This window comes from Burkholderia sp. S-53 (assembly GCF_025560745.1).
GTDB classification, from domain to species: Bacteria; Pseudomonadota; Gammaproteobacteria; order Burkholderiales; family Burkholderiaceae; genus Burkholderia; species Burkholderia pyrrocinia.
In genome coordinates this window covers 1,894,439-1,919,260 of sequence record NZ_CP090484.1, presented here as the reverse complement: position 1 = coordinate 1,919,260, position 24,822 = coordinate 1,894,439, and the positions used below count along the sequence as shown (strand labels likewise).

23 protein-coding genes are annotated in these 24,822 nt (G+C 67.0%); 1 reads left to right on the top strand and 22 read right to left on the bottom strand.

Annotated elements, in window-relative coordinates:
- Positions 1–16: 16 nt before the first annotated feature.
- The 4 genes from LXM88_RS30755 to LXM88_RS30740 all read right to left on the bottom strand — a co-directional run bounded on the left by LXM88_RS30755 (position 17) and on the right by LXM88_RS30740 (position 3,337).
- Complete coding sequence (locus LXM88_RS30755) at positions 17–775, bottom strand: SDR family NAD(P)-dependent oxidoreductase (protein WP_262543188.1); 759 nt, start codon at positions 773–775, stop codon at positions 17–19.
- A 7-nt stretch (positions 776–782) separates the two neighbouring features.
- Positions 783–1,547 carry an SDR family oxidoreductase gene (locus LXM88_RS30750; protein ID WP_126368277.1) on the bottom strand — a complete coding sequence of 255 codons (765 nt, stop codon included), beginning with the start codon at positions 1,545–1,547 and terminating at the stop codon, positions 783–785.
- Between the two features lie 64 nt (positions 1,548–1,611).
- On the bottom strand, positions 1,612–2,643 hold the full coding sequence (locus tag LXM88_RS30745; protein ID WP_262543187.1) for a phosphotransferase: 1,032 nt from the start codon (positions 2,641–2,643) through the stop codon (positions 1,612–1,614).
- 19 nt (positions 2,644–2,662) lie between these two features.
- Positions 2,663–3,337 (bottom strand): histidine phosphatase family protein, encoded by a 675-nt coding sequence (locus LXM88_RS30740; RefSeq protein WP_262543186.1) that lies wholly within the window; start codon positions 3,335–3,337, stop codon positions 2,663–2,665.
- 221 nt (positions 3,338–3,558) lie between these two features.
- Here LXM88_RS30740 and LXM88_RS30735 point away from each other — a divergent pair, with 221 nt between their 5' ends.
- Positions 3,559–3,714: a DUF3309 family protein gene (locus tag LXM88_RS30735; RefSeq protein WP_126368282.1), complete on the top strand. Its 156-nt coding sequence runs from the start codon at positions 3,559–3,561 to the stop codon at positions 3,712–3,714.
- A gap of 131 nt (positions 3,715–3,845) precedes the next feature.
- Here LXM88_RS30735 and LXM88_RS30730 read toward each other — a convergent pair whose 3' ends face one another.
- The 18 genes from LXM88_RS30730 to LXM88_RS30645 form a co-directional block, all read right to left on the bottom strand.
- A complete protein-coding gene (locus LXM88_RS30730; RefSeq protein WP_126368283.1) occupies positions 3,846–5,135 on the bottom strand; it encodes an acyl-CoA dehydrogenase family protein in 1,290 nt (429 codons plus the stop codon).
- Positions 5,136–5,308: 173 nt separating this feature from the next.
- On the bottom strand, positions 5,309–5,983 hold the full coding sequence (locus LXM88_RS30725; RefSeq protein WP_226153285.1) for a TetR/AcrR family transcriptional regulator: 675 nt from the start codon (positions 5,981–5,983) through the stop codon (positions 5,309–5,311).
- A 164-nt stretch (positions 5,984–6,147) separates the two neighbouring features.
- Positions 6,148–7,632, bottom strand: coding sequence for an NAD(P)/FAD-dependent oxidoreductase (locus LXM88_RS30720; protein WP_262543185.1), 1,485 nt, complete (start codon positions 7,630–7,632; stop codon positions 6,148–6,150).
- Between the two features lie 11 nt (positions 7,633–7,643).
- Positions 7,644–8,885 (bottom strand): thiolase family protein, encoded by a 1,242-nt coding sequence (locus LXM88_RS30715; protein ID WP_226118062.1) that lies wholly within the window; start codon positions 8,883–8,885, stop codon positions 7,644–7,646.
- 25 nt (positions 8,886–8,910) lie between these two features.
- Positions 8,911–10,464, bottom strand: a complete 1,554-nt coding sequence (locus LXM88_RS30710; RefSeq protein WP_027790165.1) for an AMP-binding protein — start codon at positions 10,462–10,464, stop codon at positions 8,911–8,913.
- Between the two features lie 42 nt (positions 10,465–10,506).
- Positions 10,507–11,637 (bottom strand): saccharopine dehydrogenase family protein, encoded by a 1,131-nt coding sequence (locus LXM88_RS30705; RefSeq protein WP_027790166.1) that lies wholly within the window; start codon positions 11,635–11,637, stop codon positions 10,507–10,509.
- Positions 11,638–11,810: 173 nt separating this feature from the next.
- On the bottom strand, positions 11,811–12,482 hold the full coding sequence (locus LXM88_RS30700; protein ID WP_262543184.1) for a c-type cytochrome: 672 nt from the start codon (positions 12,480–12,482) through the stop codon (positions 11,811–11,813).
- On the bottom strand, positions 12,483–13,970 hold the full coding sequence (locus LXM88_RS30695) for a flavin monoamine oxidase family protein (protein ID WP_262543183.1): 1,488 nt from the start codon (positions 13,968–13,970) through the stop codon (positions 12,483–12,485).
- 43 nt (positions 13,971–14,013) lie between these two features.
- Entirely contained in the window at positions 14,014–14,982 is a 969-nt protein-coding gene (locus LXM88_RS30690; protein ID WP_262543182.1) for a WD40/YVTN/BNR-like repeat-containing protein, read from the bottom strand.
- A 31-nt stretch (positions 14,983–15,013) separates the two neighbouring features.
- The gene (locus tag LXM88_RS30685) at positions 15,014–15,298 is read right to left on the bottom strand and encodes a hypothetical protein (protein WP_027790170.1); all 285 of its coding nucleotides are present in this window, start codon (positions 15,296–15,298) and stop codon (positions 15,014–15,016) included.
- Positions 15,299–15,329: 31 nt separating this feature from the next.
- Complete coding sequence (locus LXM88_RS30680; RefSeq protein ID WP_226159895.1) at positions 15,330–17,690, bottom strand: efflux RND transporter permease subunit; 2,361 nt, start codon at positions 17,688–17,690, stop codon at positions 15,330–15,332.
- Between the two features lie 56 nt (positions 17,691–17,746).
- A complete protein-coding gene (locus LXM88_RS30675) occupies positions 17,747–19,591 on the bottom strand; it encodes a DUF1302 domain-containing protein (protein ID WP_262543181.1) in 1,845 nt (614 codons plus the stop codon).
- 78 nt (positions 19,592–19,669) lie between these two features.
- A complete protein-coding gene (locus tag LXM88_RS30670) occupies positions 19,670–21,037 on the bottom strand; it encodes a DUF1329 domain-containing protein (RefSeq protein WP_262543180.1) in 1,368 nt (455 codons plus the stop codon).
- A gap of 215 nt (positions 21,038–21,252) precedes the next feature.
- Positions 21,253–21,666 carry a RidA family protein gene (locus tag LXM88_RS30665; RefSeq protein ID WP_262543179.1) on the bottom strand — a complete coding sequence of 138 codons (414 nt, stop codon included), beginning with the start codon at positions 21,664–21,666 and terminating at the stop codon, positions 21,253–21,255.
- Positions 21,667–21,682: 16 nt separating this feature from the next.
- Positions 21,683–22,516, bottom strand: coding sequence for a phytanoyl-CoA dioxygenase family protein (locus LXM88_RS30660; RefSeq protein ID WP_027790175.1), 834 nt, complete (start codon positions 22,514–22,516; stop codon positions 21,683–21,685).
- 244 nt (positions 22,517–22,760) lie between these two features.
- Positions 22,761–23,363, bottom strand: a complete 603-nt coding sequence (locus LXM88_RS30655; protein ID WP_262543177.1) for a TetR/AcrR family transcriptional regulator — start codon at positions 23,361–23,363, stop codon at positions 22,761–22,763.
- Between the two features lie 71 nt (positions 23,364–23,434).
- Positions 23,435–24,109 carry a hypothetical protein gene (locus LXM88_RS30650; RefSeq protein ID WP_126368296.1) on the bottom strand — a complete coding sequence of 225 codons (675 nt, stop codon included), beginning with the start codon at positions 24,107–24,109 and terminating at the stop codon, positions 23,435–23,437.
- Between the two features lie 35 nt (positions 24,110–24,144).
- A complete protein-coding gene (locus tag LXM88_RS30645) occupies positions 24,145–24,813 on the bottom strand; it encodes a c-type cytochrome (protein ID WP_126368297.1) in 669 nt (222 codons plus the stop codon).
- Positions 24,814–24,822 lie beyond the last annotated feature (9 nt).

Sequence of the window (24,822 nt, the reverse complement as noted above, 5' to 3'; positions counted from 1 at the left end):
TCCGTGTTCGGTTCGGTCAGAAGGCCGAGACACCGCCGTCGACGGCGACGGCCTGCCCGGTCAGGTAAGTGTTTTCCTTCGCGCACAGCGTCAGCATCGTCGCGACGATTTCGTCGGGCCGGCCGAGCCGCTTCATCGGCGAGCCCTGCGCGAGAAAGTCCTGGCGGTCGCCGATATCGCTGTCGGTGACCATCGGCGTCGCGCTGTAGAACGGGCACACCGCGTTCACGCGAATGCCGTGGCGCGCGTATTCGAGCGCGGCCGTCTTCGTGAGCCCGACCACCGCATGCTTCGACGCCGCGTACGCGGCCAGCTTCGGCGCGCCGCCGAGCCCGGCAATCGACGCGACGTTCAGGATCACGCCTTCGCGCTGCGCGAGCATCTGGCGGATCTGGTGCTTCATCCCGAAGAACACGCCCTTCGCGTTCACCGCGAAGCTCAGGTCGAGATCGGCTTCGTCGGTGTCGATCAGCGCCTTCATCGGCGGTGCGATCCCCGCGTTGTTGATGCCGACGTCGAGCCGCCCGAAGCGCGCGACGGCTTCATGCACCAGCGACGCGACGTCCGTTTCGACGCGCACGTCGCAGCACTGCGCGACGACGTCGGCGCCGGCCGCGCGCAGCGGCGCGGCCACGCGTTCGAGCGCGTCGTCGTTCAGGTCGCCGAGGGCGAGCCGCGCGCCCATCGCGGCGAGTTCGCTCGCGAGCAGCGCGCCGAAGCCGCTCGCGGCGCCGGTGATCATCACGGCCTGGCCGGCGTAGCTGTCGAGTTTCATCGCGCGCTCAGATCGTCAGGCCGCCGTCGACGACGATGCATTCGCCGTTCGTGTAGCTCGCCGCGTCCGACACGAGATACAGCACGGTGCCGGCCATTTCGCGCGGCTCCGCGTGGCGGCGCAGCGGGATCTTCGCCTTCCACGTCTCGTAGATGTCCTTGTCGGCGAACAGCGCGCCCGCGAACTTCGTCTTCGTGAGGCCCGGCAGCAGCGCATTCACGCGGATGCCGAGCGGCCCGCACTCCTTCGCGAACGCCTTCGTCATGTTGACGACGGCCGCCTTCGTGATCGAGTAGATGCCTTGCCGGTCGCCCGGCTGCAACGCATTCACCGACGCGGTGTTGACGATCGCGCCGCCGCCGTGCGTCTTCATCAGCTTGCCGGCCTCGACCGACATGAAGAAGTAGCCGCGGATGTTCACGTCGACGGTCTTGTCGTACGCGGCGAGATCGGTATCGAGGATGTGCCCGAAATACGGGTTCGCCGCTGCGTTGTTGACGAGGATGTCGAGGCGGCCGTGCTTGCCGCGGATATGCTCGAACGTCGCGGCGATGTCCTCCAGCCGCCCGACGTGGCACGCCAGCGCTTCGGCGCGACCGCCCGCCGCGATGATTGCGTCCGCAACCGCCTGGCAGTCGTCGATCTTGCGGCTCGACACGATCACGTGCGCGCCTTGCTCGGCGAGCAGCTTCGCGATTTCCTCGCCGATGCCGCGGCTCGCGCCCGTCACCAGTGCGATCTTGCCCGTCAGGTCGAACAGGTTCGTTGCCATGTTGCTGTGCTCCTCCATTGATGTGTTTGTTCGTGCCGCGGCGCCGCCTGCGCCAGCGTCGCGTTCAGCGATGCGCGTCGATCACGGCGACGGCCAGCTCGGCGAGCCGGCCGGCCATTTCGCCGACGCGCAGCGCCTGCTCGCTCGATGCGTTGCCCTGCAGCGCGCGCGCCTTCACGCCCTGCGCGATCGCCGCGAGCCGGAAGAAACTGAATGCGAGGTAGAAGTGCCAGTCGCGGATCGGCGCGATGCCGCGCAGTTCGCAGTAGCGCGCGACGATCGCCGCTTCGTCGGGAATACCGAGTTCGGCACGATCCTGGCCCGCGAGCCCGCGCACCTGCCCGCCCGTCGGCAGCCGCAGGCACATGCAGAAGTACGCGAGATCGGCGAGCGGGTTGCCGAGCGTCGACAATTCCCAGTCGAGCACGGCCTGCACGCGATAGCCGTCGCGCGCGAACATCAGGTTGTCGATCCGGAAGTCGCCGTGCACGAGTGCCGGCCGGCCCGTGTCCTCGGGGCACGCCTTCGGCAGCCAGTCGATCAGCGTCTCCATTGCGTCGAGGCGCCCGGTTTCGGCTGCGCGATACTGCTTCGTCCACACGCCGATCTGCCGCTCGAAGTAGTTGCCCGGCCGGCCGTAGTCGGCGAGGCCCACCGCGTCGACATCGACGTCGTGCAGCGCGGCCATCGTTTGCAGCAGCGCGTCGTAGCAGGTCGCGCGGTCGGCCTTCGGCAGTTCCGGCAGCGCGGGATCCCAGAAGATCCGGCCATCCTCGAAGCTCATCACGTAGAACAGGCTGCCGATCACGTCGCGGTCTTCGCACAGGTGATACGGATGCGCGACCGGCACCGCGGTGCCCGACAGCGCGGTCAGCACACGGAATTCGCGGTCGACCGCGTGCGCGGATTTCAGCAGCTCGCCCGGCGGCTGGCGGCGCAGCACGTAGCGGCCGCTCTTCGCATTCAGCAGGAAAGTCGGATTCGACTGGCCGCCGGCAAACTTCTCCGTGTCGACCGGGCCTTCGAAGCCCGGCACGTGCGTTTCCAGATAGCGCGTGAGGCGGGCTACGTCGAATTGCTGGGAAGGGTTCGTCATCGTCGCGATCGTTCGTGGGTCAGCCGTAGGTTCGCAGCGCGTGTCGTTCGGGATCCTCCAGATGCGGGATACCGTTGAACGACGCGAGGTGGAACGCGTCGGCGTTGAAGAAAAACTGCGAAAGACTGCTGTTGCGGATCTGCAGGTTCAGCGCGATCGCGCTCGACGGCGGCGCCGCGAGCACCTGCTGTACGGTAACCGCGATCGGGCCGCCGGAGCTCACCGCCAGCACGCGCTGGCCGCCGCCTGCGCGGATCGCCGCGCGCGCGTCGGCCACGCGCTGCTGGAAATGCGCCCAGGTTTCGGGGGCCGCGTCGCCAAGCTTGTCCTCGGTCCACAGCTGCAGCACCTGCCGGAGCGCGCGGAAGTGATCCTTCATCGCGCCGGCCGCGAGCCGCGCGATCTCCGGGTAGTCGCTCGCGGCGGCCGCGAACAGCCCGTGGAAATCGTATTCGTTCAGGCCCGAATGGCGGTCGACCTCGACGCCTTCGCGGCCCATCCCGCGCAGGATCGCGGCAACCGTCTGCGCATGGCGGTTCATCGTGCCGCAGATCACGCGGTCGAACGTCAGCCCCTGCCGCGCGAAGTATTCGCCGAGCCACACGCCCTGCTGGTGGCCCGCCGCGGACAGCCGGTCGTAGTCGTCCGTGCCGAACGACGCCTGCCCGTGCCGTACCAGAAAGAGTTCAGCCATTGCGCTCGCCCTGAGGGAAAACCGAAGGCCCAGCATAGCGACCAGGGATGCATTTTTGAAATTTATTTTCTGAATCAACCGGTATACATCGCATGAATTCCGCGCATCCAGACAGTGCGCTTGCGCCGGCTTTCATCGGCCCCCCCCCCCCCCCCCCCCGCGTCGCGGCACGCGAATTGCGACAGCGCACACCGTGTCGAATAAATCCAAGGAGGGATGCGATGCTCGGTACGATCCTCATCATCATTCTGATTCTGCTGCTCATTGGAGCATTTCCTGCATGGCCGCACAGCCGAAGCTGGGGTTACTGGCCGTCGGGGACCGTCGGGCTGATCGTCGTCATTGTCGTGATACTGGTGCTGCTCGGTCGTATCTGAGCACGGACGCGCGTGCCGCTGCATGGGCACGCGCGTTCCGGTCTGGCGTTCCGATCTGCCATCGTGACTTCTTTACACGCGAAAGTAAGCCGTAAAGGGAAACGCGCCTGCGTGGTCCGTATGGCCCGCGCTTACTCCCGCGTCCAGCCGTTCTCGTAAAGCTTCCCAGCCAGCACGCCGAGGCGCGACGCGAGCACGTAGTTCTCGCCGTCCTCGATCAGCGCCGAACGCACGTCGCGGAACAGCTTCTCGATCGGGAATTCGCGCGTGGTGCCGTTGCCGCCGAACAGCTGGAACGCCTCGTGCGTGATCTTCATCGCTTCCTCGGTCACGCTGACCTTCGCCTGCGCGGTCGCATAGGGATGACTCTGCGGCGACATCCGCGAGAACGCGAGGCTGCGGCGCGCGATCGCGCGCGCCATCTCGAGCCGACGCAGCATCTCGCCGATGCGCAGGTGCGTCATCTGGTGATCAATCAGCAGCGCGCCGCCCTGCTTGCGCTCGTGGCAATACGCGAGCGCCAGTTCGAACGCGGCCCGCGCCGCGCCGACGAACACCTGGCACATGTGCGTGCCCGCATACGACCACGTCGACGCAAGGTTGCCGAGATAGTCGTCCTTCAGCGCGACTGCGAAGCGCTTCGGTACCTTCACGTTGTCGAAATAGATCTCGCCCTGCGGCAGCGAGCGCTGGCCGATCTTGTCGAGCGGCTTGCCGCGCGACACGCCGGGCAGATCGAGCGGCAGGATCATCGCGATGCCGTTCGTGAACGCGCTGCGCTCGCCTTCGCCGTAGAAGCCGTCGCCGTAGTCGGCCGCCATGTACGCGAGCGCGACCTGCGCGACCGAGCCGTTCGAGATCCACGCCGAGCTTTGCCCGTTGATCACGATCTCGTCGACGCCGACCTTCGCGGTCACGTTGCCGACCGGCTGGCGGCCGTTCCCGGCGAGTTCCTGCCGATACAGGATCGCCGCGTCCGAGCCGCGATCGGGCTGCGTGTTCATCCAGCAGCCGACCTTGCCCGCGCACATCTCGACCAGCTCGACGTTGCCAACCGTGTGCGCCATCATCAGCGGCATCGTGGCCGCGCCGATCGACACGGCGAGGCCCGAATCGCCCCAGCCGAGCTCCTCGCCGATCAGCGACTCGATGCGCACGGCAGTCTCCGGCGGAAACTGCGCGATCAGTTGCGGATCGAGCCCGAGCTTCGCGCTCTCGACGATCGCGGCCCAGTACGGCGAGCCCGGCGCGATCACGTCCTCCGCCGTCATCCGGTCGAGCTCGCGGCCGATCGGCCGCAGCACGTCGCGCGCAAAACGATGAACCGTGTGCTGGATTGCGCTTTCCTCTTCGCTCAGCGGCGTCTCGAAGCCGGTCAAGCCGACCACGGGCAGCGCCGCGGACTTGTTCAGACGAATCATCTCCGTTCTCCTCCTGGACTCGAATCATGTCGGCCCGGCAGCGGACGCGCCCGGCCATCCCACATCTAGTAATACATACCAAACATAGGTCATCATGACAAACACGGGAAGCAAAAAAAAGACAGGGTATTCCCCTGTCTCCGTTCGCATGGCCGCGGCGGCGGATCGCGCCGTTATTTGCCCGCGGGCGCCGTCAGTGTGCCGTAGGCGATCGCGCGCGACGTCGCGATGAAATACGCATCGAGCGCCTGCGTCTGCCGGCCGGTGCCGTACTGCATCGCGAGGCCATCGGCCAGTGCGATCAGCATCGTCGCCGCATGCCGGCTGTCGGCCGCGCTGAACGCCGGAGTGACCGCGCGCAGCAGTTGCGCGAGGTCGCGCGTCAGCGTCGCGTACCACTCGTCATAGAGTTTGAAACACTCGGGATCGGTGGCCGCAAACGACAGCAAATGCCGGAATAGTGCGTTGTACTTGGCATCCTTCGCATCGGAGACCGAGCGCTGCATGATCTCCTCGAACACGTCGCGCGGCGACGCTTCGCTGCTGATCGCGCGCTTCATGTCGTCGAGATACGCCTGGATGACCGGCTCGATGACGGCCCGCAACACGGCGATGCGCGTCGGGAAGTAGTACTGCAGATTGCTGACGCTGATCCCTGCCGCCGCCGCAACCGCGCGCTGCGAGAACTCCAGCGGCCCGCCTTCCAGCAACAGCTTGCGTGCGACGCGAATGATCGTGTTGCGCGTGCGCAGGCCCTGCGCCCGCAAGCCGTCGGTGTTGCCGGCTGCGGCGGTGGGAGTCGAAGTGCGCCGCTTTCTCGTACTGCGCGGCTCGTTGGACACTGTCATCGTGTTCGTCGTGAAGAGGGCGTTTCGGCTTCGTCGAATGGATGCTCCGTGCCTTACGGAGCGCCAACGACTATACCCGATGCGCGCTGCATTTTCCATCGAGCCGCCCTGCGTCAGGCGGCCCGGCCGGATCCACGTGTGCGTGTCGCGAAGATCGCATGCCGCTACACCGGCCGCACCTTGCGGTTCACGCGTTCGTCGAGCAGGTTCGCGACGCCGAGCATCGCGGTCATCGCACACCACCGCAGCGGCTCGGGCGGCACCGACGGCGTCTTGTGCGTCAACGTGTCGAGCAGCGGCGATCGCCCATCGTGAATGCGCTCGGCCAGCACGCGCCCGATCAGCGATTGCGTGCCGACGCCATGCCCCGAACACCCGGCCGTGTAGAACACGTTGCCGTGCGCGCCGGCCACACCGACCACCGGCAACGCATCGCCCGCGAACGAGATGTAGCCGCTCCAGCATGCGCGCACCGGCACGTTGCCGAGTTGCGGAAAGCGCGTGTGCAGCGCCTTCAGCAGCGCGCGATACGCGTCGTCGTCCGGCACGTTCGGCGTCTGCGAGCCATACACGTAATGCAGCCGCTTGGTCGTCAGCAACAACGTGTTGCACGCGGTCAGGCGATGGCTCTCCATCGTCAGGTGCGGCGTGACGATGCCCTCGCGATTCGGCCAGCCGAGCGCCGCGAGCTGCGCGTCGGACAGCGGCTCGGTTTCGAGCGCCGACACGCGCAGCGGCATCACCTTGTCGCCGAGCAGGCCGAGCTGCGGCGTGTACGCATTGGTCGCGAGCACCAGCATCGGTGCACTCGCGCTGCCGCGTGCGGTGCGCACGCGCACCGTCTCGCCCGCGTCGAAATCGAGCAGCGCGGTGTTCTCGTACAGCTTCACGCCGGCCGCGAGCGCCGCGCGCCGCAAGCCCGTCACGTACTTGCCGGGATCGAGCGTGCCGCCGCCCGGCACGTATGCGCCGAACAGGAAGGCCGGCGGAATGCCGCGTTCGCGCATCGCCGCGCCATCGAGAAACTGCGCGGGCGAGCCGAGTTCGATGCCGGTGGCCATGCTTTCGCGCAGGCGCTTCTCCTGCGACGGATGCACGCCCGCGCGAATGATGCCCGACGCACGGTAGTCGCAGTCGATCGCGTATTCGACGAGCTTGCGTTCGACGTATGTGACGCCCTCTTCGTAGAAACCGACGATCCGCTTGGCCTGTTCGTGGCCGACCCGCTTGAGAAACAGCTCGTATTCGAGTCCCTGGCCGCCGGCGAGATAGCCGGCGTTGCGCCCGCTCGCGCCGAAGCCCGCGAATTCGCGTTCGAGCACGACGACGCTCGCGCCGCGCGCCGCGAGTTCCAGCGCGGTGGACAGACCGGCGAAGCCTGCGCCGACGACGATCACGTCCGCCTGCATGTCGCCTTCAAGCTCAGGTTGCGCGCGCTCGGGCGCGTCGATCCAGCCGCCGACGGGACGATACTTCCGCAACGCGGCGTCGGCGCGCATTTCCTCGCCCCAGCGCGCGAGCGGCCCGGCCGCGTCGGCGCCCGCCGCCTGCATCGACGCCGCCGCGCCGACCCCGCCCGACGCCTGTCGCGTCGTCTGCCCTGCCTGCGCTCCCTGCCCGAGCGCGATTGCGCCGTGTGCGTCGCCCATGTCCGCCTCCGTCAGTCCTTGCTGAGAATGTGAATCGCCAACGCGGCCTCTTCGACGCCCTGCAAGCCGCCGCCGTTTTCCTGGATCGCATGACGCGCGCCGTCCACCTGCCGCGCACCCGCTTCGCCGCGCAACTGCGTGACCAGCTCGTACAACTGCCCGATGCCGGTCGCGCCGAGCGGATGGCCCTTCGATTCGAGGCCGCCCGACGTGTTGATCGGGATGCGCCCGCCGAGCGTGAACTCGCCGCGCTCGGCGGCCGGACCGCCTTCGCCGAGCGGCACGAAGCCGAGGTTCTCGGCCTGGATGATTTCGCCCATCGCCGACGCGTCGTGCACTTCGGCCACGTCCATGTCCTCCGGCCCCACGCCGGCCTGCTCGTATGCCTGCAACGCGGCGAGCCGGCCGATGTGCTTGTGCGGCTCGTCGATGCGACGCCGCGTGAAGCTGCGGATCACGCTCGCGGCGATCCGGATGCAGCGGCTGCGATCGGCGCCGATGCGCTCCAGCCCTTCCTCCGTGCATAGAATCGCGGCCGCCGCGCCGTCCGACAGCGGCGCGCACATCGGCAGCGTGATCGGGTACGTGATCGGCGCGGCCGCCAGCACCTCGTCGATCGTGAACGGCTGGCGGAACTGCGAATACGGGTTGTGCACCGAGTGCCCGTGGTTCTTCGCGGACACGGCCGCGATCTGCCGCTGCGTCGTGCCGTACGTGTGCATGTGGTGCCGGCACATCGCCGCGTAGATCTTCATGAAGCGGCTGTACGGGCGCTCGGACTCCGAGCCGGGCGGCGGCTCGATCCCTTCGCCGAGCCGCGCGAGCGTCGCGAAATTCTCGTCGACGCGCGATACGTCCCAGCCGGCCTCGAACAGCGCGAACGATTTCGCCTTGTCCGCGACGTTCATCTTTTCCGCGCCGAGCGCGAGCGCGACGTCGCACGCGCCCGACTGCAGTTCGCGCACGGCGAGGTGCACGGCCGTACTGCCGGATGCGCACGCGTTCTCGACGTTGAACACCGGAATGCCTTCGAGGCCGATCTTGCTGAACACGACCTGGCCGGGAATCGACAACTGCCCCTGCAGCGGGCCGTTCGTGATGCCCGCATAGAACGCGGCGCGAATTGCATCGGCGTGGCAACCTGCGTCCCGCAATGCGCGTTGCAGCGCCTCTCTCGCCAGATCGTCGAGGCTGCGGTCGAGATGCCGGCCGAACACGGTCATCGCGATACCGGCGATGTAGATGTTGCTCATCGTATGGAATCCATATGAAGCAGGTTCAGATCCTGCGTTGCTGACCCTGCCAGTACTGTTCGCGCAGGTCCTTCTTCAGCACCTTGCCGGCCGTGCTGCGCGGCAGCGCCGCGACGAAGTCCACGCTCTTGGGCGCCTTCACCGAGCCGAGCTTCTCCTTGCACAGCGCGACGAGCTCCTCCGCGCTCACCTGCTGCCCGGCATTGAGTTCGACCACGGCCTTCACGGCCTCGCCCCATTTGTCGTCGGGCACGCCGATCACCGCGCAATCCTGCACGGCCGGATGCGCCCAGATCACCTGCTCGATCTCGCTCGGATAGACGTTGAAGCCGCCGCTGATGATCATGTCCTTCTTGCGGTCGGTGATGTGCAGATAGCCGTCGCGATCGAGATGGCCGATGTCGCCGGTGTGCAGCCAGCCGTCGACGATCGTCTCGGCCGTCTTGTCCGGCGCGCGGTAGTAGCCCTTCATCACGAGGTCGCCGCGTACGCAGATCTCGCCGGTCTCGCCCTGCTTCAGCAGCTCGCCGCACTCGCCGACGATCTCGACGCGCACCAGCGGGTTCGGGCGGCCGACCGACGCGAGCCGTGTGTCGGACGCGAGCTTGCCGTCGACAAAGTGCTCGGCCGGCGTCAGGTACGAGATCGACGCGGGCGCCTCGGTCTGCCCATAGCCGCCCGTCATCACCGGGCCGAACACGTCGATCGCGCGCTTGAGTTTCTCGACCGACATCGGCGCGGCGCCGTACAGGAAATAGCGCAGCGACGAGAAGTCGACCTGCTCGATGCCGGGGATGTCGAGCAGCCGGTAGATCACGGTCGGCGGCAGGAAGAACTCGGTCACGCGGTGCTTGACGATCGCACCGAGCAGCAGCGCCGGGTCCGGCTTCGGCAGCACGACCACCGTGCCGCCGCGCGCGGTGCACGGCAGCGACATCATGCCGGCCGTGTGCGTCATCGGTGCCGCGGCGAGATTCACGGGGCGCGCATCGTCGTACGTCATCGCGATCATGAATTGCGCGAAGTACGTTTGCAGCGAACGATGCGTGTTCATCACGCCCTTCGGCGCGCCCGTCGTGCCGCCCGTGGCCGACAGCGCGACGACGTCGTCCATCGCGTAATCGACGGCCGGCGGCGTCGCCGGCTGGTGCTCGCTCCACGAAGCCAGCGACGGTGCCCACGGCAGGTCGGCGTCGAGGCACACCCACAGCCGGATCTTCGGCAGGCTCGGCCGCAGCGCATCGATCGCGGCCGCGAATGCCTGATGGAAGAACAGCACTTCGCAGTCGAACGCATCGAGCACGTACTGGTTCTCGGCCACCGCGTTGCGGCCGTTCACCGGGATGTACGCGAGCCCGGCGCGCCACATCCCGAGCGCGCAGCTCCAGCCGATCACGTCGTTGTCGGCCCACACCGCCGCCTTCGCCTCCTTCGCGAAGCCGGCGGCGAGCAAGCCGTTGGCGATGCGGCACGACAACTCGCCGATCTCCTGGAACGTGTAGTTGCGATCGTCCTGGATGTACGCGATGCCGTCGGGATTGAGCCGCCAGCCGCGGTCGTAGAAATCGATAATGGCCATGTCACAAGTTCCGTTGGGTCTGGTCCGGTGCGGCGGCGGCCGTCACAGTTGCGTGACCGTCGCGCGCGCGAGCCCGCGCTGTTCGAGGAAGCCGAGCAGGTAGCGATGGCCGAATGCCTTCGAGCCGGACGCGAAGCCGGTGCGCGCGGTATCGCCGTCGAGCAGCTTGAGCACGCCGGCCGCGTGAATCGCGCCCGTCGAGATGTACGGCGTGACGCCGTGCACGGTCGCGCGCACCGCCGCGAGCTGGCCGCGGCCGATCGCGACATCGACGCTGCGCTGGATCGTCGTGCGCTCGCGCGGCGGCATCGTCGGCGTGGTCGACGCGACGACCTGCTTCAGCACTTCGTCCTGTTGCTCGCGCGGCAGGTGCTTGTATTCGGCTTCCCACTTCTGTCCGAACTGGTGCACCAGCTTCATCACGTTGTTGTCGTAGAAGCCCACGCACGAGATGCAGCTGCGCACGCGCGCATCGTGCTCGAAATAGACGGGCAGCGACGTGCCGCCCCACGGCAGGCAGAACACCGGCTGCATCAGCTCCGGCGTCGCGACGGTGAACGACGCGTCCGCGGCGTGCGGCACGAGCGCCTTCTCCCACAGGTAGCAGGACTCGTGGCGCGCGCCGTCGAAGATCGTCGCGGTCGAGCCGATGCTCACGCCGGCCGCGCCGCGCGGGCCGCGCGTCAGCGTGGCCGTCTCCAGCGCATCGATGCCCGGCGTTTCGAGCGCGAGCTCGGCGGCGATCTCGGCGAACGTGTACATGTACGCGTTCGACGACGACACCAGCAGGCCGGCCTGGCGATACTGCTCACCGAATTCGTCTCGCACCGCACGGATATACGACTGTTCGCCGGTCGTATCGAGGTGGTGACAGCCGGCCTTCAGCGCGGCCTCGACGCCGACGAGCCCGAAGCTCGAGAACGGCCCGACCGTGTTGCACACCACCTTCGCCCCGCGGAAAGCCTTCACGAGCGCATCGACGTCGTGCTCCGCCTCGATGATTTCGTATTGCGCGGATTCGAGCCGCACGACGCGCTGCGCCATCATTTCCTTCGCGCGGCCCGCATTGCGCGCGACCGCCGTGAACGGGATGTTCTGGTCGATCAGCCAGTCCATGATCAACATGCCGGTGTAACCGCTTGCGCCATAAACGACGACGGGGTGCTTAGCCATGCTTGTCTCCTGAAACGTGAATTGTCGAGAACCGGTTCGGTTCGAGGTCGGGTACTGCTGCTTCGTATCCAGCGCGTTCTTTTGTAGAACACATTACCAATCTTAGGTCACTATGACAAAGTAAAGCGTAAAGAAAAAGGCAGGGTATTCCCGGGCCTGGCGCGTTTCGCACATCACTTCGCCGCTCCGTCCGGCGACAGGCCGGCCAGATAGTGCGCAACCGCACGCGTGTCGTCGCCCGACAACGTCGCGGCCAACGCGTTCATCGCGCCGGTCGGATCGTGCCGCTCGCCCGAGCGGAACGCCGCCAGTTGCGTCTCCAGGTAGAGCTGCCCCTGGCCGGCCAGGCGCGGCGCCGGATCCTTACCCGTCAGCGCCGCGCCGTGACACGCGCGGCAGCTTCGCGCCTCCACGAGCGCCAATCCCCGCTTGTCGAGCGCCGCGTCGGTCGGCACGGCCTCGTTGCGCGCCGGCGCCTGGCGCGCGAAATAGGTCGCCAGCGCGGCGATCTTCGCGTCGTCGAGTTCGCGCGAAAGCGGCCCCATGTATGCGTTGCGACGCTGGTCCGTGGCGAACGCGCGCAGTTGCGCGGCGATATACGGGGCCGGCTGGCCCGACAGCGACGGATACCACGCGTTCTGCGACTGCCCGTGCGCGCCGTGGCAGAAGAAGCACGTCTCCTGCGGCTGCGGCCACGCGCCGCCGTTGACCTTGTCGGCTTCGCCGATCGCGGCCATCGCTTTCTCGTAGCGCATGCCGTCGACCACGTCGGGACCGTACAGCGTGCCGGCTGCCGCCACGCCCGCGATCACGAGCGCCGCGCCGATCATCCAGGTTCGTTTCACTCAGGCCTCCTTGCCGCGGCCGGCCAGTTTGCCGAGCGCCTGCAGCGCCGCACGGTGCCCGGAGCGCACCGCGCCGTCCATCGCGCCAGGCCACAGGTCGGCCGTCTCGGTGCCCGACCAGATCAGCCGGCCGGCCTCCGGGCGCAGGAACTTGCCCCATTTCGTCCAGAAGCCTGGCGGCAGCGGATGGATGCACTGCAGCGTCCACGGATCGACGCGGCCCCAGTCATAGTCGTGGAACTGCGTCGGGTGCAGCGCCTTGTCGCCGAGCGCACGCGCGAAGATGGCCGACAGCGTCCGTTCGGCGGCCTTCGGCTCGGCCGGCAGCGCGCCCGGCGCGACGAACGCGGCGAGCACGCCGATAGAGCCGTCCGGCGGCGAGTTGTCGTACGCCATGAACACCGGGCCGCCGACCTCGAAGATCTGTCCGTTGTAGCCGTCGTCGCGCCAGAACGGCCGGTCGTACACGTGCACCGTCTTGCGCATCGGCGCATTCGCCGGCCAGTTCCGCTGCAACTGCGCGCGGCCGTCCGGCAGCGGCGGATCGAACACGATCTGCTGGCACAGCGCCGGATTGAGCGCGACGATCACGCGCCGCGCGCGCAGCACGCCGCGATCGGTCTGCACGTCGACCACGTCGCGATCCCAGCCCGAGATCTTGCGCACCGGGCAGGACAGTTGCACCTTCGACGCGCCGAGTTCGCTCGCCATCCGGAGGCTCAGCACCTGCGAGCCGCCGACGAAGCGCGTTTCCTGTGCGCCGCCCTTGGTCGATTCGAGCTTCGCGTAGTCGCAATCGGCGCTGTTGATCATCGACAGGTAGTGCAGCAGCCCGAGCTGGGCCGGAGCGCCCCCGAGCGACAGCTTCGCCGCGAGGCCGAGGAAGTAGCCGTCTTCATAAGTCACGCCCTGCTTGAGCAGCCAGTCGCCGTAGGTCAGCTTGTCGAGCTCCGCCGCGTGCTGCGCGGTCCACGGCTCGCGCGACGGCACGCCGCGGGCGAGTGCGGCGAGCTTCGCGCCGAGCGCGTCGTCGCCCCCCGAGCCGCCGTGGAAATCCTGGGCGACACGCGCGTCGCCGGCCAGCACGACGGTCTTGCCCGCGTAATACGTCGGGAACGTATCGACGCCGAGCTCGCGTGCGAGATCGGCAATCGCCGTCTGCCCCGGGCCGATCCACTGGCCGCCGGCTTCGGACACCACGCCGTGCCCGAGATCGTGGTTGTAGGTCCGCCCGCCGACGCGATCGCGCGCCTCGACCACGACGAACGATTCGCAGCCGGCGCGCTTCAGGTCGCGCGCGGCGGTCAGCCCCGCGAGCCCGGCGCCGATGATGACGACATCGAACACGCCGCGATCGGCGGATGCCGACGCCGACGCCGCGCCTTCGGCGAACGACACCTCGCCGGCGGCGAGCGACGCGGCGCCGGCGGCCGCGGCGCGCAATATCCGCCGCCGGGCCTGCATGTCCGGCTTGTCCTTGGGCTTCATTTGGTGTGCTCCATGCTTCCTCGTTTTTCTCGACGAATTCAATTCACGGCGCGGCCAGCACGCCGTCCTGCGAAAACAGCACCGGCTTGCCGCGCGCGTCGATCAGCGCGGCAGTGAGCGTCGCGCGATCCGCGCGCTGCGCGACGTCGAACGGGCCGCCGGCCACGCGCTGCGTCAGCACGAGGCCGTCCAGCCCGACGCCCGTCAGCCCGCCGCCGGTCGCGACGAGATCGGTGATCGAGCTGTGCGCGCCGGTATTCAGCGCGGTCCACGTCGTGCCGCCGTCGCGGCTCTCGAACAGGCTGCCGAGCAGCCCGCCGACGACGATCCGGCCATCCGGCATCGCGACGCCCGACCACAACGTGCCCTTGCCGCCCGTCGGCAGATAGGTCCAGTTCGCACCGCCGTCGGTCGACTTGAGCACCATCCCCTGTTCCGAGACGATGTAGCGCGCCTGCGCGGCGTCGGCGAACACGTGATAGAGATTGCGGTCGGCCTTGCCGCCACCCGGCGGCTTCGGCAGCGTCGTGCGCGCCCACGTCTTGCCGCCGTCGTGCGTCTGCAGCATCAGCGACCACAGGCCGACGGCAATCCCGTCCTGCGCATTCGTGAACAGCACCGAGAACAGCGGCTGGTCGACCGACGTATCGAGCCGCTGCGTGACCCACGTGTCGCCGCCGTCGTCGGTCGCGAGAATCGCGCCCCATTGGCCGACGGCCCAGCCGTGCTTCGCATCCGCGAACGACACGGCCGACAGCGTCGCCGATATCGGCACGCGCCGCGCCTGCCGCCAGGTCTTGCCGTCGTCGTCGGACAGCAGCACGATGCCGTGCTCGCCGACCGCGACGATCCGCGATCCGGCGCGCGCCGCATCCATCAGCATCCGGTGCGCCGGCGCAGCCCACGCATGCGCGGGCTTCGCGGCCCAGGCCGCCACCGTTCCGTCCTGCGGTTGCGCGAAGGCCGCCGCGGCGGCGCACAGCGCGGTACAGGCAATGAGCGTCTTGATCATGGATGAACCTCCGTAGGGATGTGCGCGGGCATCAGTGGCTGAACAGCACCGACCAGCCGGCATGCGCGACGCCGAGCGCGATGACGGGCGGCTTGTCGGCAACCTGCGCGGCCGCCGCCTGACGTCCGGCGTCGCCGTCGTTCGACGACGGGGCCACGGCCGGTTCGCCGCCCGTGGCGTGGCGCACGCTGACGCGTTGCGCGTTGGTTGCGAACGCGCGGGCCGGCGCGGGCTGTTGCGCAACCGTTTCATGGAAGCGTGCGAAGCCTGTCGCCACGAGGCAAAGTGCGCCGCACACAGCAAAGGTCTTGACCATGACTAGATCTCCGTCGGGATGTGCGTCAACTTCAGTGGCTGAACAGGCCCGGCGCGCGGGCCGGCTTGCGGCGCGGGAACCAGCGTTCGAGCAGCGACGCGAGCGCGGGCAGCGCGGTCATCGCCATCACCAGGTTCACGATGAACATGAACGCGAGCAGCTTGCCCATGTCGGCCTGGAACTTGAGCGCCGAGAAGCTCCACGTCGCGACGCCGATCGCCAGCGTGATCGCGGTGAAGATCGTGGCCACGCCCACTTCGAGCATCGCGTGCTGCACGGCCTTCACGATGTCCTGCCCGCCCGCGAGATGCACCTGCAGCCGGTTGTAGATGTAGAACGCGTAATCGACGCCGATGCCGACTGCCAGCACCATCACCGGCAACGTCGCGACGGTCAGCCCGATCTGCAGCTCCTTCATGAACCAGTAGCCGATGAACGTCGCGACCGACAGCGGCACGCAACAGGCGAGCATCGCGCGCCAGTCGCGATAGGCCAGGAACACGAGGACCAGGATCGCCGCATACACGTAGAGCATCATCGGCAGCTCGCTCTTCTCGACTTCGTCGTTCGTCGCGGCGAGCACGCCCGCGTTGCCTGCGGCGAGCCGCACCGTGATGCCCGGGAACGGATGCGACGCGCGGTACTGCTTCACGTCGTCGAGGATGCGGTTGATCGTCGTCGCCTTGTGATCGGTCAGGAACAGGTGCACGGCCGTCATCCCGCAGTCGCGGCTCATGAAGCCCTTCAAGCGCGACACGTCGACCGACACCGCGCCGTAGTTCTCGGCGGCGATCGGCACGACGTTCATCTTCGGGAAGTCCTCGTTGTAGCCCTGGTTGTACGCGCGCAGCATCGCCGAGTACGACTGCACCGATACGACGCCAGGCTCGGTCTTCATCGCGGCCGAGAAGTCGTCCTCATACAGGCCGACCGCCGGGTTGTCGCACGCCTTGCCGGTCGATTCGATCGCCACCGTCAGCCAGTCGAGGCCCATGTCGTAGTTGCCGGCGATCGACGTCGCGTCGCGGTTGAAGCGCGCGTCCGCGCGCAGCTCCGGCGCACCCGGCTGCAGCGTGCCGATCACGCGATCGCGGCTTTGCCACGCGGCGAGCGCGAAGATCGCCACCGTCAGCGCGACGGTGACGCCCGCGTACTTCGGCTCCGCCACGCGTGCGAGCACGCGCAGCGGCTTCGCACGCTGCTGCGCGCGCTTCAGCGAGTTGTCCGCATAGGTTTTCGTGAAGTTGAAGCACGATGCCGCGACGGGCAGCAGGATCAGGTTCGTGACGATCTTGTAGGCCACGCCGAGCGACGCGGTGATCGCCAGCTCGCGCACCATCGGAATCGGAATCAGCAACAGCGTGATGAACGACACGAACGCGGTGATCAGCGCGAGCACGCCGGGGATCAGCAGGCCGCTGAAGCTGTGGCGCGCCGCATCGAACGAACTCTGCCCGTGCGCGATCTCGCGGACGATGAAGTTCACCTGCTGCACGCCATGCGACACGCCGATCGCGAACACGAGGAACGGCACGAGCACCGCGAGCGGATCGAGGCCGAAGCCGAGCAGCTTCAGGGTGCCGAACTGCCATACGAGCGACGTCAGCGAGCACGCGACCAGCAGCACCGTGAAGCGCACCGAATGGCAATACCAGTACACCGCGAGCGTCGTCAGCAGCAGCGCGACCGCGCAGAAGCCGAGCACGGCCGTCGCGCCGTCGGCGATATCGCCGATCTGTTTCGCGAAGCCGATGATCTGGACGTCGTAGCCGGCATCCTCGAACGGCTTGCGGATCTTCTCCTCGAGCAGGTGATTGAATGCCACGTAGTCGAGCACCTTGCCGGCGCTGTCGCGCTCGTTCAGCTCGGCCGTGATCATCGCGCTGTCCTCGCCGTGAGACACGAGCGTGCCGACGTAGCCGCCGAGCGTCGTCGCGCGGCGCACGCGCGCGACGATGTCGGGCGTCAACTGGTCGGGCGTGACCGTGCCGGGAATGATCGGCTCGGCGCGAAACCCTTCGTCGGTCACTTCGTTGACGAACGCGTTCGGCGTCCACAACGAGCGCACGCCGATCCGGTCGACGTTCGGCAGGTACGTGACGGCCTGCGTGACGTCGTACAGCCGCGTCAGCCCCTGCTTCGACCAGATCGACCCGTGCCTCGCACGCACGACCACCGTGATCCGGTTCGCGCCGAGCAGGTCGTTCCGGTATTGCTGGAACGTGCGGATGTACTCGTGCCCGATCGGCATCTGCTTTTCGAAGCCGGCATCCATGCGCAGTTGCACGGCGAACACGGCCATCGCGACGGTGAACAACGCGATCGCCGCGAGTACGATCGCGCGGTGACCGAAGAAAAGCCTTTCCAGGCGACTGACCAGACGATTGAGCACGACGTTACCCCTTCATGTATTGCGGTGGCCCACCTGCCACCCGCCACCCGCCGCCGTCAGAAATTCCGCGTGACGAACAAGCCGACGAAATTGCGGTCCGCATAAGGCTGGCCCACCGTGTTGTGACCGCCCCAGAACGAAGTGAAGTTGATGCCGGCCTGCCAGTTCGGCGGGTTCTGGTTGAACAGCACGTAGACGTTCAGCGACTTCGCACCCTGCATGTAATTCGCGGTGAAGGTCGGTGTGTAGCCGTACAGGCCGGTGCTGAACGTCAGGCCCGGCGTGACCTGCCAGCCGGGAATCAGCGTGCCGTCATAGGTCCAGTTGAAGTCGATCGTCGCGCCCACCGAGCTCGACGTACCCTGGCCCATCCCGATCGGATAGCCGGCAGCCGACCCGTTGTTCAGCCACGGCAGGTAGCCGGTCTGCGGCACCTGCGTGACGGTCTGGCCGCCGACCGTGCGCGTGACGCCGCTCGGGCTCAGCCCCGGGTAGTAGATCCACGTCAGTTCCCACGTCAGCGCGGCCGAATCGGCGCCGAGCAGTTTCAGGAACGGATACTCGCTGCGCGTGAGCGCGAGCAGCCCGTTGATGTCGTACTGGAACTTCTTCTTGTCGACCCATTGCGGGCAGTCCACGCCGGCCACGCCGTTCGTGTTCAGGTCGAGCGGGCCGCCCGCGCCGTAGCAGCTCGACAGCGCGACCGCATCGCGCGGCCGGTACGACAGTTCGGTGCCGATCGCCCACGGGCCGACGCCGAAGTTCGCGCTGACGCCGAACAACTGGCGCCGGCCGAGATACGACCATTGCTCGGTGCCGTTCGCGAGCGACGCGAGCACCGGCGACTTGTCGGTGTAGTTCAGGTAGTAGAACGCGAAGTTCGCGTCGAACGAGCGCGGCGAATAGTTGAACTTCACGCCGAACTGCGGCCGGTATTTCGCCGGCAGGTTCGTCGTGCTCGGCAGGCCGATGTCGTTGAACGGCGGCCCGGCGTAGGCGCCGTTCACGAGCCCGTTCTTGATCGCATTGAGCGTGTCCTGGTTGCCCGCCGCACCCGATCCGCCGATCGCGTTCGCGATCGTGCCGGCGCTCGGGCCGGTCACGTTCAGGTTGTTCGTGTTGATCGTGAACGGCTCCGCGCCGCGGCCGAAACCGTTCGTCACCGACCAGTACGAGCCGACCGGCGGATAGCGGTTGCCGTTCCACTGGAACTGGTAGTACGCCTCGGTGCTGAACCCGTGCGACAGGTCGGCTGCCAGGCTCACCATCGGCGCGGGCAGCAGCGCCTGCTTGAGCTGCGAGCCGGGAATCAGCAGCTTTTGTGTGTCGATGGAGTTCGTCGCGTTGATGCCGCTCTGCGCGAACATGCTCTCGCCCCAGTTGATCACCTGGTTGCCGAGCCGCACGTGCGCGTTGCGCCCGCCGATCGTGAAATCCTTCTGCGCCCACAGGTCGAGCAGCTGCGCGTTGTAGACAACCTGCGCGGCGGCCGTGCTCGACAACGGCGTGCGGTTCGTGTTCTTGGCCATGAAGTCGTACATGCCGGTACCGCGCACCATGAACTTCAACCCCTCGCTCGGCATCTTCAGCAGCAGCTCGCTGGTCGCGCTGATGTAGGTGCTGAACGGTTGGCCCCTGCGATAGTTCAGGTCGCCGTTGTCCGCATAGCCCCACTGGTTGGTGTTCGCGCCCGCGCCGCAGCCAAAGGCGTTCGGGTCGCCGGTGAGCGAGCAGCTCGGGTTTTTGGTGCGAATACCGGCGCCGGCCGTGAGGTTCGACACCCACGAGCCCTGCAGGGCCCCGCCGTTCAACGTGAAGTCATACGCGTACGCGCTCGACGTCGCGGCGCCCGCCATCGCGACCGATACCGTAGCATTCCTTAACAATCTTGCCGGTTCCATGATCCACCTCCGCCCCTGTTCGATGCCGGCGCACGATCGTTGCGCGCGCCGGTCCTTGTATCCGTCAGCCGGTCACCGTCAACGTTCGCTGACCGAGCGCAGCGATTCCGCCGTGTAGAAATCCTGCTTGAAGCGCGGATCGTCGGCCTGACCGAACCAGCGAATGTCCTTGCCCTGACCGATCGACGACGCATCGAACACATAGCGGCCATTGATCATGTCGTACTGCGCGAGCGGTTCGTTGTCGCAGGTGCCACCAAGCTCCCATACCGGAATCGGGTAGCTTTCCCGCACCTTCCACAACTTGCCCTGCGCGTCGTAGTCCTCGTCGACGAGCGCGAGCCAGCTGTCTTCGTCGAGATAGAACACCTTCTTCGACGCGACGTGCCGCGCGCTCGGCTTCAGCGTCGCTTCGACGACCCACACGCGATGCGTCTCGTAGCGACGGTTCGCCGCGGCGAGGCCGTCGGGCGTCGCGACGTCGTGCAGCTTGCTCTTGAACCGGTACATGCCGAACGCGTTGTACGGGACGAGCATTTCCTTCTTGCCGACCAGCTTCCAGTTGAACCGGTCGAGCGAGCCGTTGATCATGTTGGCCTCGTCGATCAGGTACTGGTTCTCGAAGCCGATCAACGGCGCGTCATGCGTATAGGCCGGCATGCGTCGCACGCGGCGCTGTCCCGGGAAGTAGTAGTAGGTTTCCGAATCCTTGTTGAAGTACTGCCGCTGAACGAAGGCCTGCCCGGCCAGCGCGGCCGGCGAGTTCATCTGGAAATAAACGGCGGCGCTCAACTGGTCGACCTCCTGCGGCGAGGTCTTGCCGAGCTTGGCCGACGGGAAATAGAACGTCTGCGGGCCGACCGCGTCGATCCATTCGCTGCTGCCGGGGCGCGGCGAAATGCTCGTGGCGACCTGCGCCCATTCGACGCCTTCGCCGCGATAACGCATCTCGTAGTTCAGGATCGCTTCGATGCCGTTCTTCGGTTGCGGGAACGGCACGCCCGGCAACGCGGCCGCGGCGAGGTTCTCGCCGCTCGCATCCAGCTTCGCGGCCGTGAGGTTCGCCTTCGAGTTCTGCTCGGCGGCATCCGGCAACTGGCATTCGCGGTGGGACGGGTAGACGTCCATCCGGTAGCCCTTCTTCTGCTTGATCAGCGCGACCTGGCCGGGCGACAGCTTGTCCGCATACTTGTCGACGTTCGCCGCGTCGATCGAATAGAGCGGCTTCTCGTTGCGATGCTTCCAGAAATCGCCGCGTACCTTGCCCCACTCCCAGCCGGCGTCGGGCGACTGCTTGCCCGCATAAGCCGGCACCGCGCCGTCCTTGCTCGCCGAACGGTCGGCGCCGGCCGGTGTCAGGTCGTCCGCCGCGACGGCGGTGCCGATCGCGACACATGCAGCGGCCGCGATCGCGGACGTGGTCCAGAAACGATGCTTCTTCATCATAGTTCTCCTTCCTGCTCCGCCTTCGCTCGCCCATCCCGGACGAAACGCATTTGTTTCGATCGTCGTCGTCAATCGACGATGACGTCGCGCCCTGATCGAGGCCGGCCGGGGTCCCCGGCCGGCCTCGTGCCAATCGACTGCTATCCCGTTACTTTTTTGTCAGGACTGCGATTCATATGGAACGCAAATCCCGCGAAAAACCCTCGTGCCTTCCGTCAGCCCTTGCCGGAGCCGGCCACCGCCACCGCGCGAATCTCGACGCACAGCCCCGGCAGCGCCAGTTGCGTGACGCCGACCGCTGTCCACGACGGGTAACGGTCGGGGAAATACACGTCCTTGACCGCCGCGAAGCCTTCGGTCTCGCATTGCAGATCCGTGTGGAAAGTCGTGAGCTCCACGACATCGGCGAGGCTCGCGCCGGCTTCCTCGAGGATCGCCTTCAGGCACTCGAACGCGATCCGCGCCTGGGCCTGCACGCCGTCGGCCGGCTGCATCTGCGCGTCGAGGCCGACCTGGCCCGACACCCAGATCGTGTCGCCGACGCGCGTCGCCGGCGAGAAGTGGTACGCGTCGTACCACGGCTGGAACGCGGCCGGCACGATCAATTGCCGCTTCGGTGTTGCTGTCATGATGGGTTCTCCCGGTTCAGACGAGTTGACGGAAACACGGCGCGCGGAACGGATCGCCAGCCTTCAGCCCGGCGAGTTCCTCGACGAACAGCACGCCGGCCGGCGTGAATCCCGAGCGGCTTTCGTCGGGCAGCGGGCTGAACACCGCGTCGTCGCCGAAAAAGCGCAGCACGAGCGTATGACGATCGGGGAAATCGGCATCGACCGCGCCGCCGCCGTGCAGCACGCCCGGATGGAGCAGCAGCACGTCGCCCGGCTTCGTTTCCCACGACAGGATGTCGTACGCATCCGGCGCCGCGCGGCGCTCGGCCTCGATGTTCGGCAGGCGCGGCCACACGTCGCCGCCGTGCAGCGGGTCGGTCGGATCCTCGGCGTTCTGGAACGTCGTGCCGTCATGCCGCACGCCGTGATGCGAGCCGCGCACGATCTCCAGCGCATTGCGCTTGGGCACGTGCTCGAAGCTGATCCACGCGTTGCCGAAGTGCATGCCCTGCCACGGCAGGTACGACGTGTCCTGGTGCCACGGCGAGCGTGCGCTCTTGCCGCCGCCCTTCATGAACAGCTCCTCGGCGAAGTACCACACGTGCTTCGAACCCCACAGGTCGGCGAACAGCTGCCCGAACGGCAGCGTGCCGACCAGCGCGTCGAGCCGCTCCTTCGCATACGGGTTCGCGTTGTCGTTGTGCGACTTGTATTCGGTGCCGTCGAGCAGCGTCGTCGCCATCGGGCCCGGATTCTCCATTCCCCAGTCGAACACCGCGCGGCATTGCGCGAGTTGTTCGTCGTTGAGCACCCCTTCGATGAGCACGGCTCCGTCCTCGAAGAACGCCTTTCGCTTCATTGCATCCATCGTCTATCTCCCGATTCGTTCAGCCTCAACCGGCGGTTCGTCTTCACTGCCGGCACATCAGTAGAACATGATGACTATGTTAGGTCATCATGACAAAAATAATTAAAAGAAAAAGACGGGGTATTCCCTGTTTCGTCTGCATGATCGAACGTCTGTGGCCGCCCACCGTCGGCCCGTCATGACAATCGGCTTTCGGCCTTCATACAGGCGCACGACAACGCGCGGCCACCGCGTCTTCGTGCCGTCATTCACTCACGCGGTCGAACACCGTGTGCGTGATGAAGCCGACCAGCACCGCGTCGGCCAGCGCATCGGCCGCGCCGTGCGACTGCATGCCGTCGCACAGCGCGGTCAGGCCGAGCGCCAGCACCGGCGTGGGCAACGGCAGCGACACGCCGGCCCGCGCCGCATACGCGTCGATGCACGCGGCCGCGAGCGCGTGCCGGTCGCGCAGCAACGCGCCGAACCGCGCACGGAACTGCGGATCGCGCGCCGCCTGGAGCTGCGCATCGAGCCACATCAGGTGCCAGGCGGGCTGCGTCGTGCCCCTTCGCCAGTACGCGAGCATCGCGCGCTGCGTATCGTCGTCCGGGTCGTGCGCGCCGACGATCCGCTGCAATGCCGCGGCAGCCTCGTCCTGATCGCGTCGCAGCAACTCGAACAGCACGTCGGCCTTGCCGCGGAAGTTCGAGTAGAACGCACCACGCGTATACCCTGCTGCCGCGGCAATGTCTTCCACGCTCGCGGCCGCATAGCCTTTTTCCGCGAAGATCACTCGCGCGGCGTCGATCACGCGTTCGCGCGTTGCATCGCGCCGCTCGGCGCGGGTCGGGCGAACTCGGTCCATCCGCGCTCCGCTATCGCGGCGGCCGAACCGGCAATCGGTGCGATCGGTCTCCGTTTCCTCAGTACAGCTACTCATTTCGGATACGACAACACACCGGCATCGGCCCGACTGCGCCCCTTCTCCCGCTCCAGTGCGCAATACGCGTAATAGAGCGCGACGGTCAGATACGACCAGGTCAGCAGCGCCATGACGTAGAAATTGAACACGACGTTGGTTTCCTCGCCCGGGATCTTGTAGAAGTCGTAGATGCACGCGATCGCCTGCGCAGCGACGAGCGCGATCGTCGTCGTCAGCGCATGGAACGCGTGGCCGGCACGCACGAGCCGCCACACGAAACCGGCGAGATAGATCGACATCAGCGTCCACATCGCCACGTAGAAGTACGGCAGCGCGTGCTGCAACACGCCGGCCACGAGCGCGATCGTCCCGAGCGTCGCGAGCACGAACAACGTCACGTCCTGCCGCATCGACGGACGGTAGCCGTGCGTGACGGCCATCAGGCCGGCGACCGCGATCACCGGCATCCCGAACCCGCGCGAGAACGCGTCGAGAAAGTGCGAGATGAAGTACGACACCGGCGATTCGGTCGCGAAGAAGATCACCGCGTTGGACGCGGAGATCGTCACGATCCACCACTCGAGGCCGATCAGGAAGTTGCGCTTGCGCACGAACTTGAAGCCGTAGACGCCAGTGGTCGTCGCGAGCGTCGCGCTGGAAAGGCAAAGAACAAGTGATCTGTGATCCATGGTTCGAACTCCCGAGGTCGATTGCTGCCGTTGATTCACTGCCGGGTGGGGTTGAGGCTCGCGAGATAGGTCGCGACCGCCGCCCGATCGTCCGCCGACATCGCCTGCGCGACGCGCTGCATCGTGCCGGTCGCCTCGCTGCGCGAACCCTTCGCGAATGTGTCGAGCTGCGCGAGCAGATAGTCGTAGCCCTGCCCGGCCAGACGCGGGAATTGCGCCTGCCCCGTCAGCCGCGCACCGTGGCAGGCCGCGCACGCGCCGCCCGTCACCAGTTGCTCGCCTTTCGTGCGCAGTCGGGCATCCGGCTTGAAATAGTGGTTGTCCAGTGGCGCCTGCTTCGCGTAATAGCCGGCCAGACGCGTGATCTCGGCTTCGCTCATCGTCATCGCGAGCGGGACCATCGTCGGGTTCGTACGTTGCCCGCCCGCAAATGCGCGAAGCTGCGCGGCCACGTATTGCGCCGGCTGGCCGGCAAGGCTCGGATACGTCTGACTGAGCGACGTGCCTTTCACGCCGTGACAGCCCATGCACGCGTCGGTCACGCGCGGCCACGGGCCGCCGTCGTCGTCATCGGCTTGCGCGGCCGTATCGATATGGTGTTGCAGGCGATAGAAGCCAAGCAGCGTCGGGCCGTAGAGCGCCAGCAACGTGCCGATCACCACAAGCACCACGAGCGCCGCGACGAGCAGCATGCGTTTCTTCATCTTCGCTCT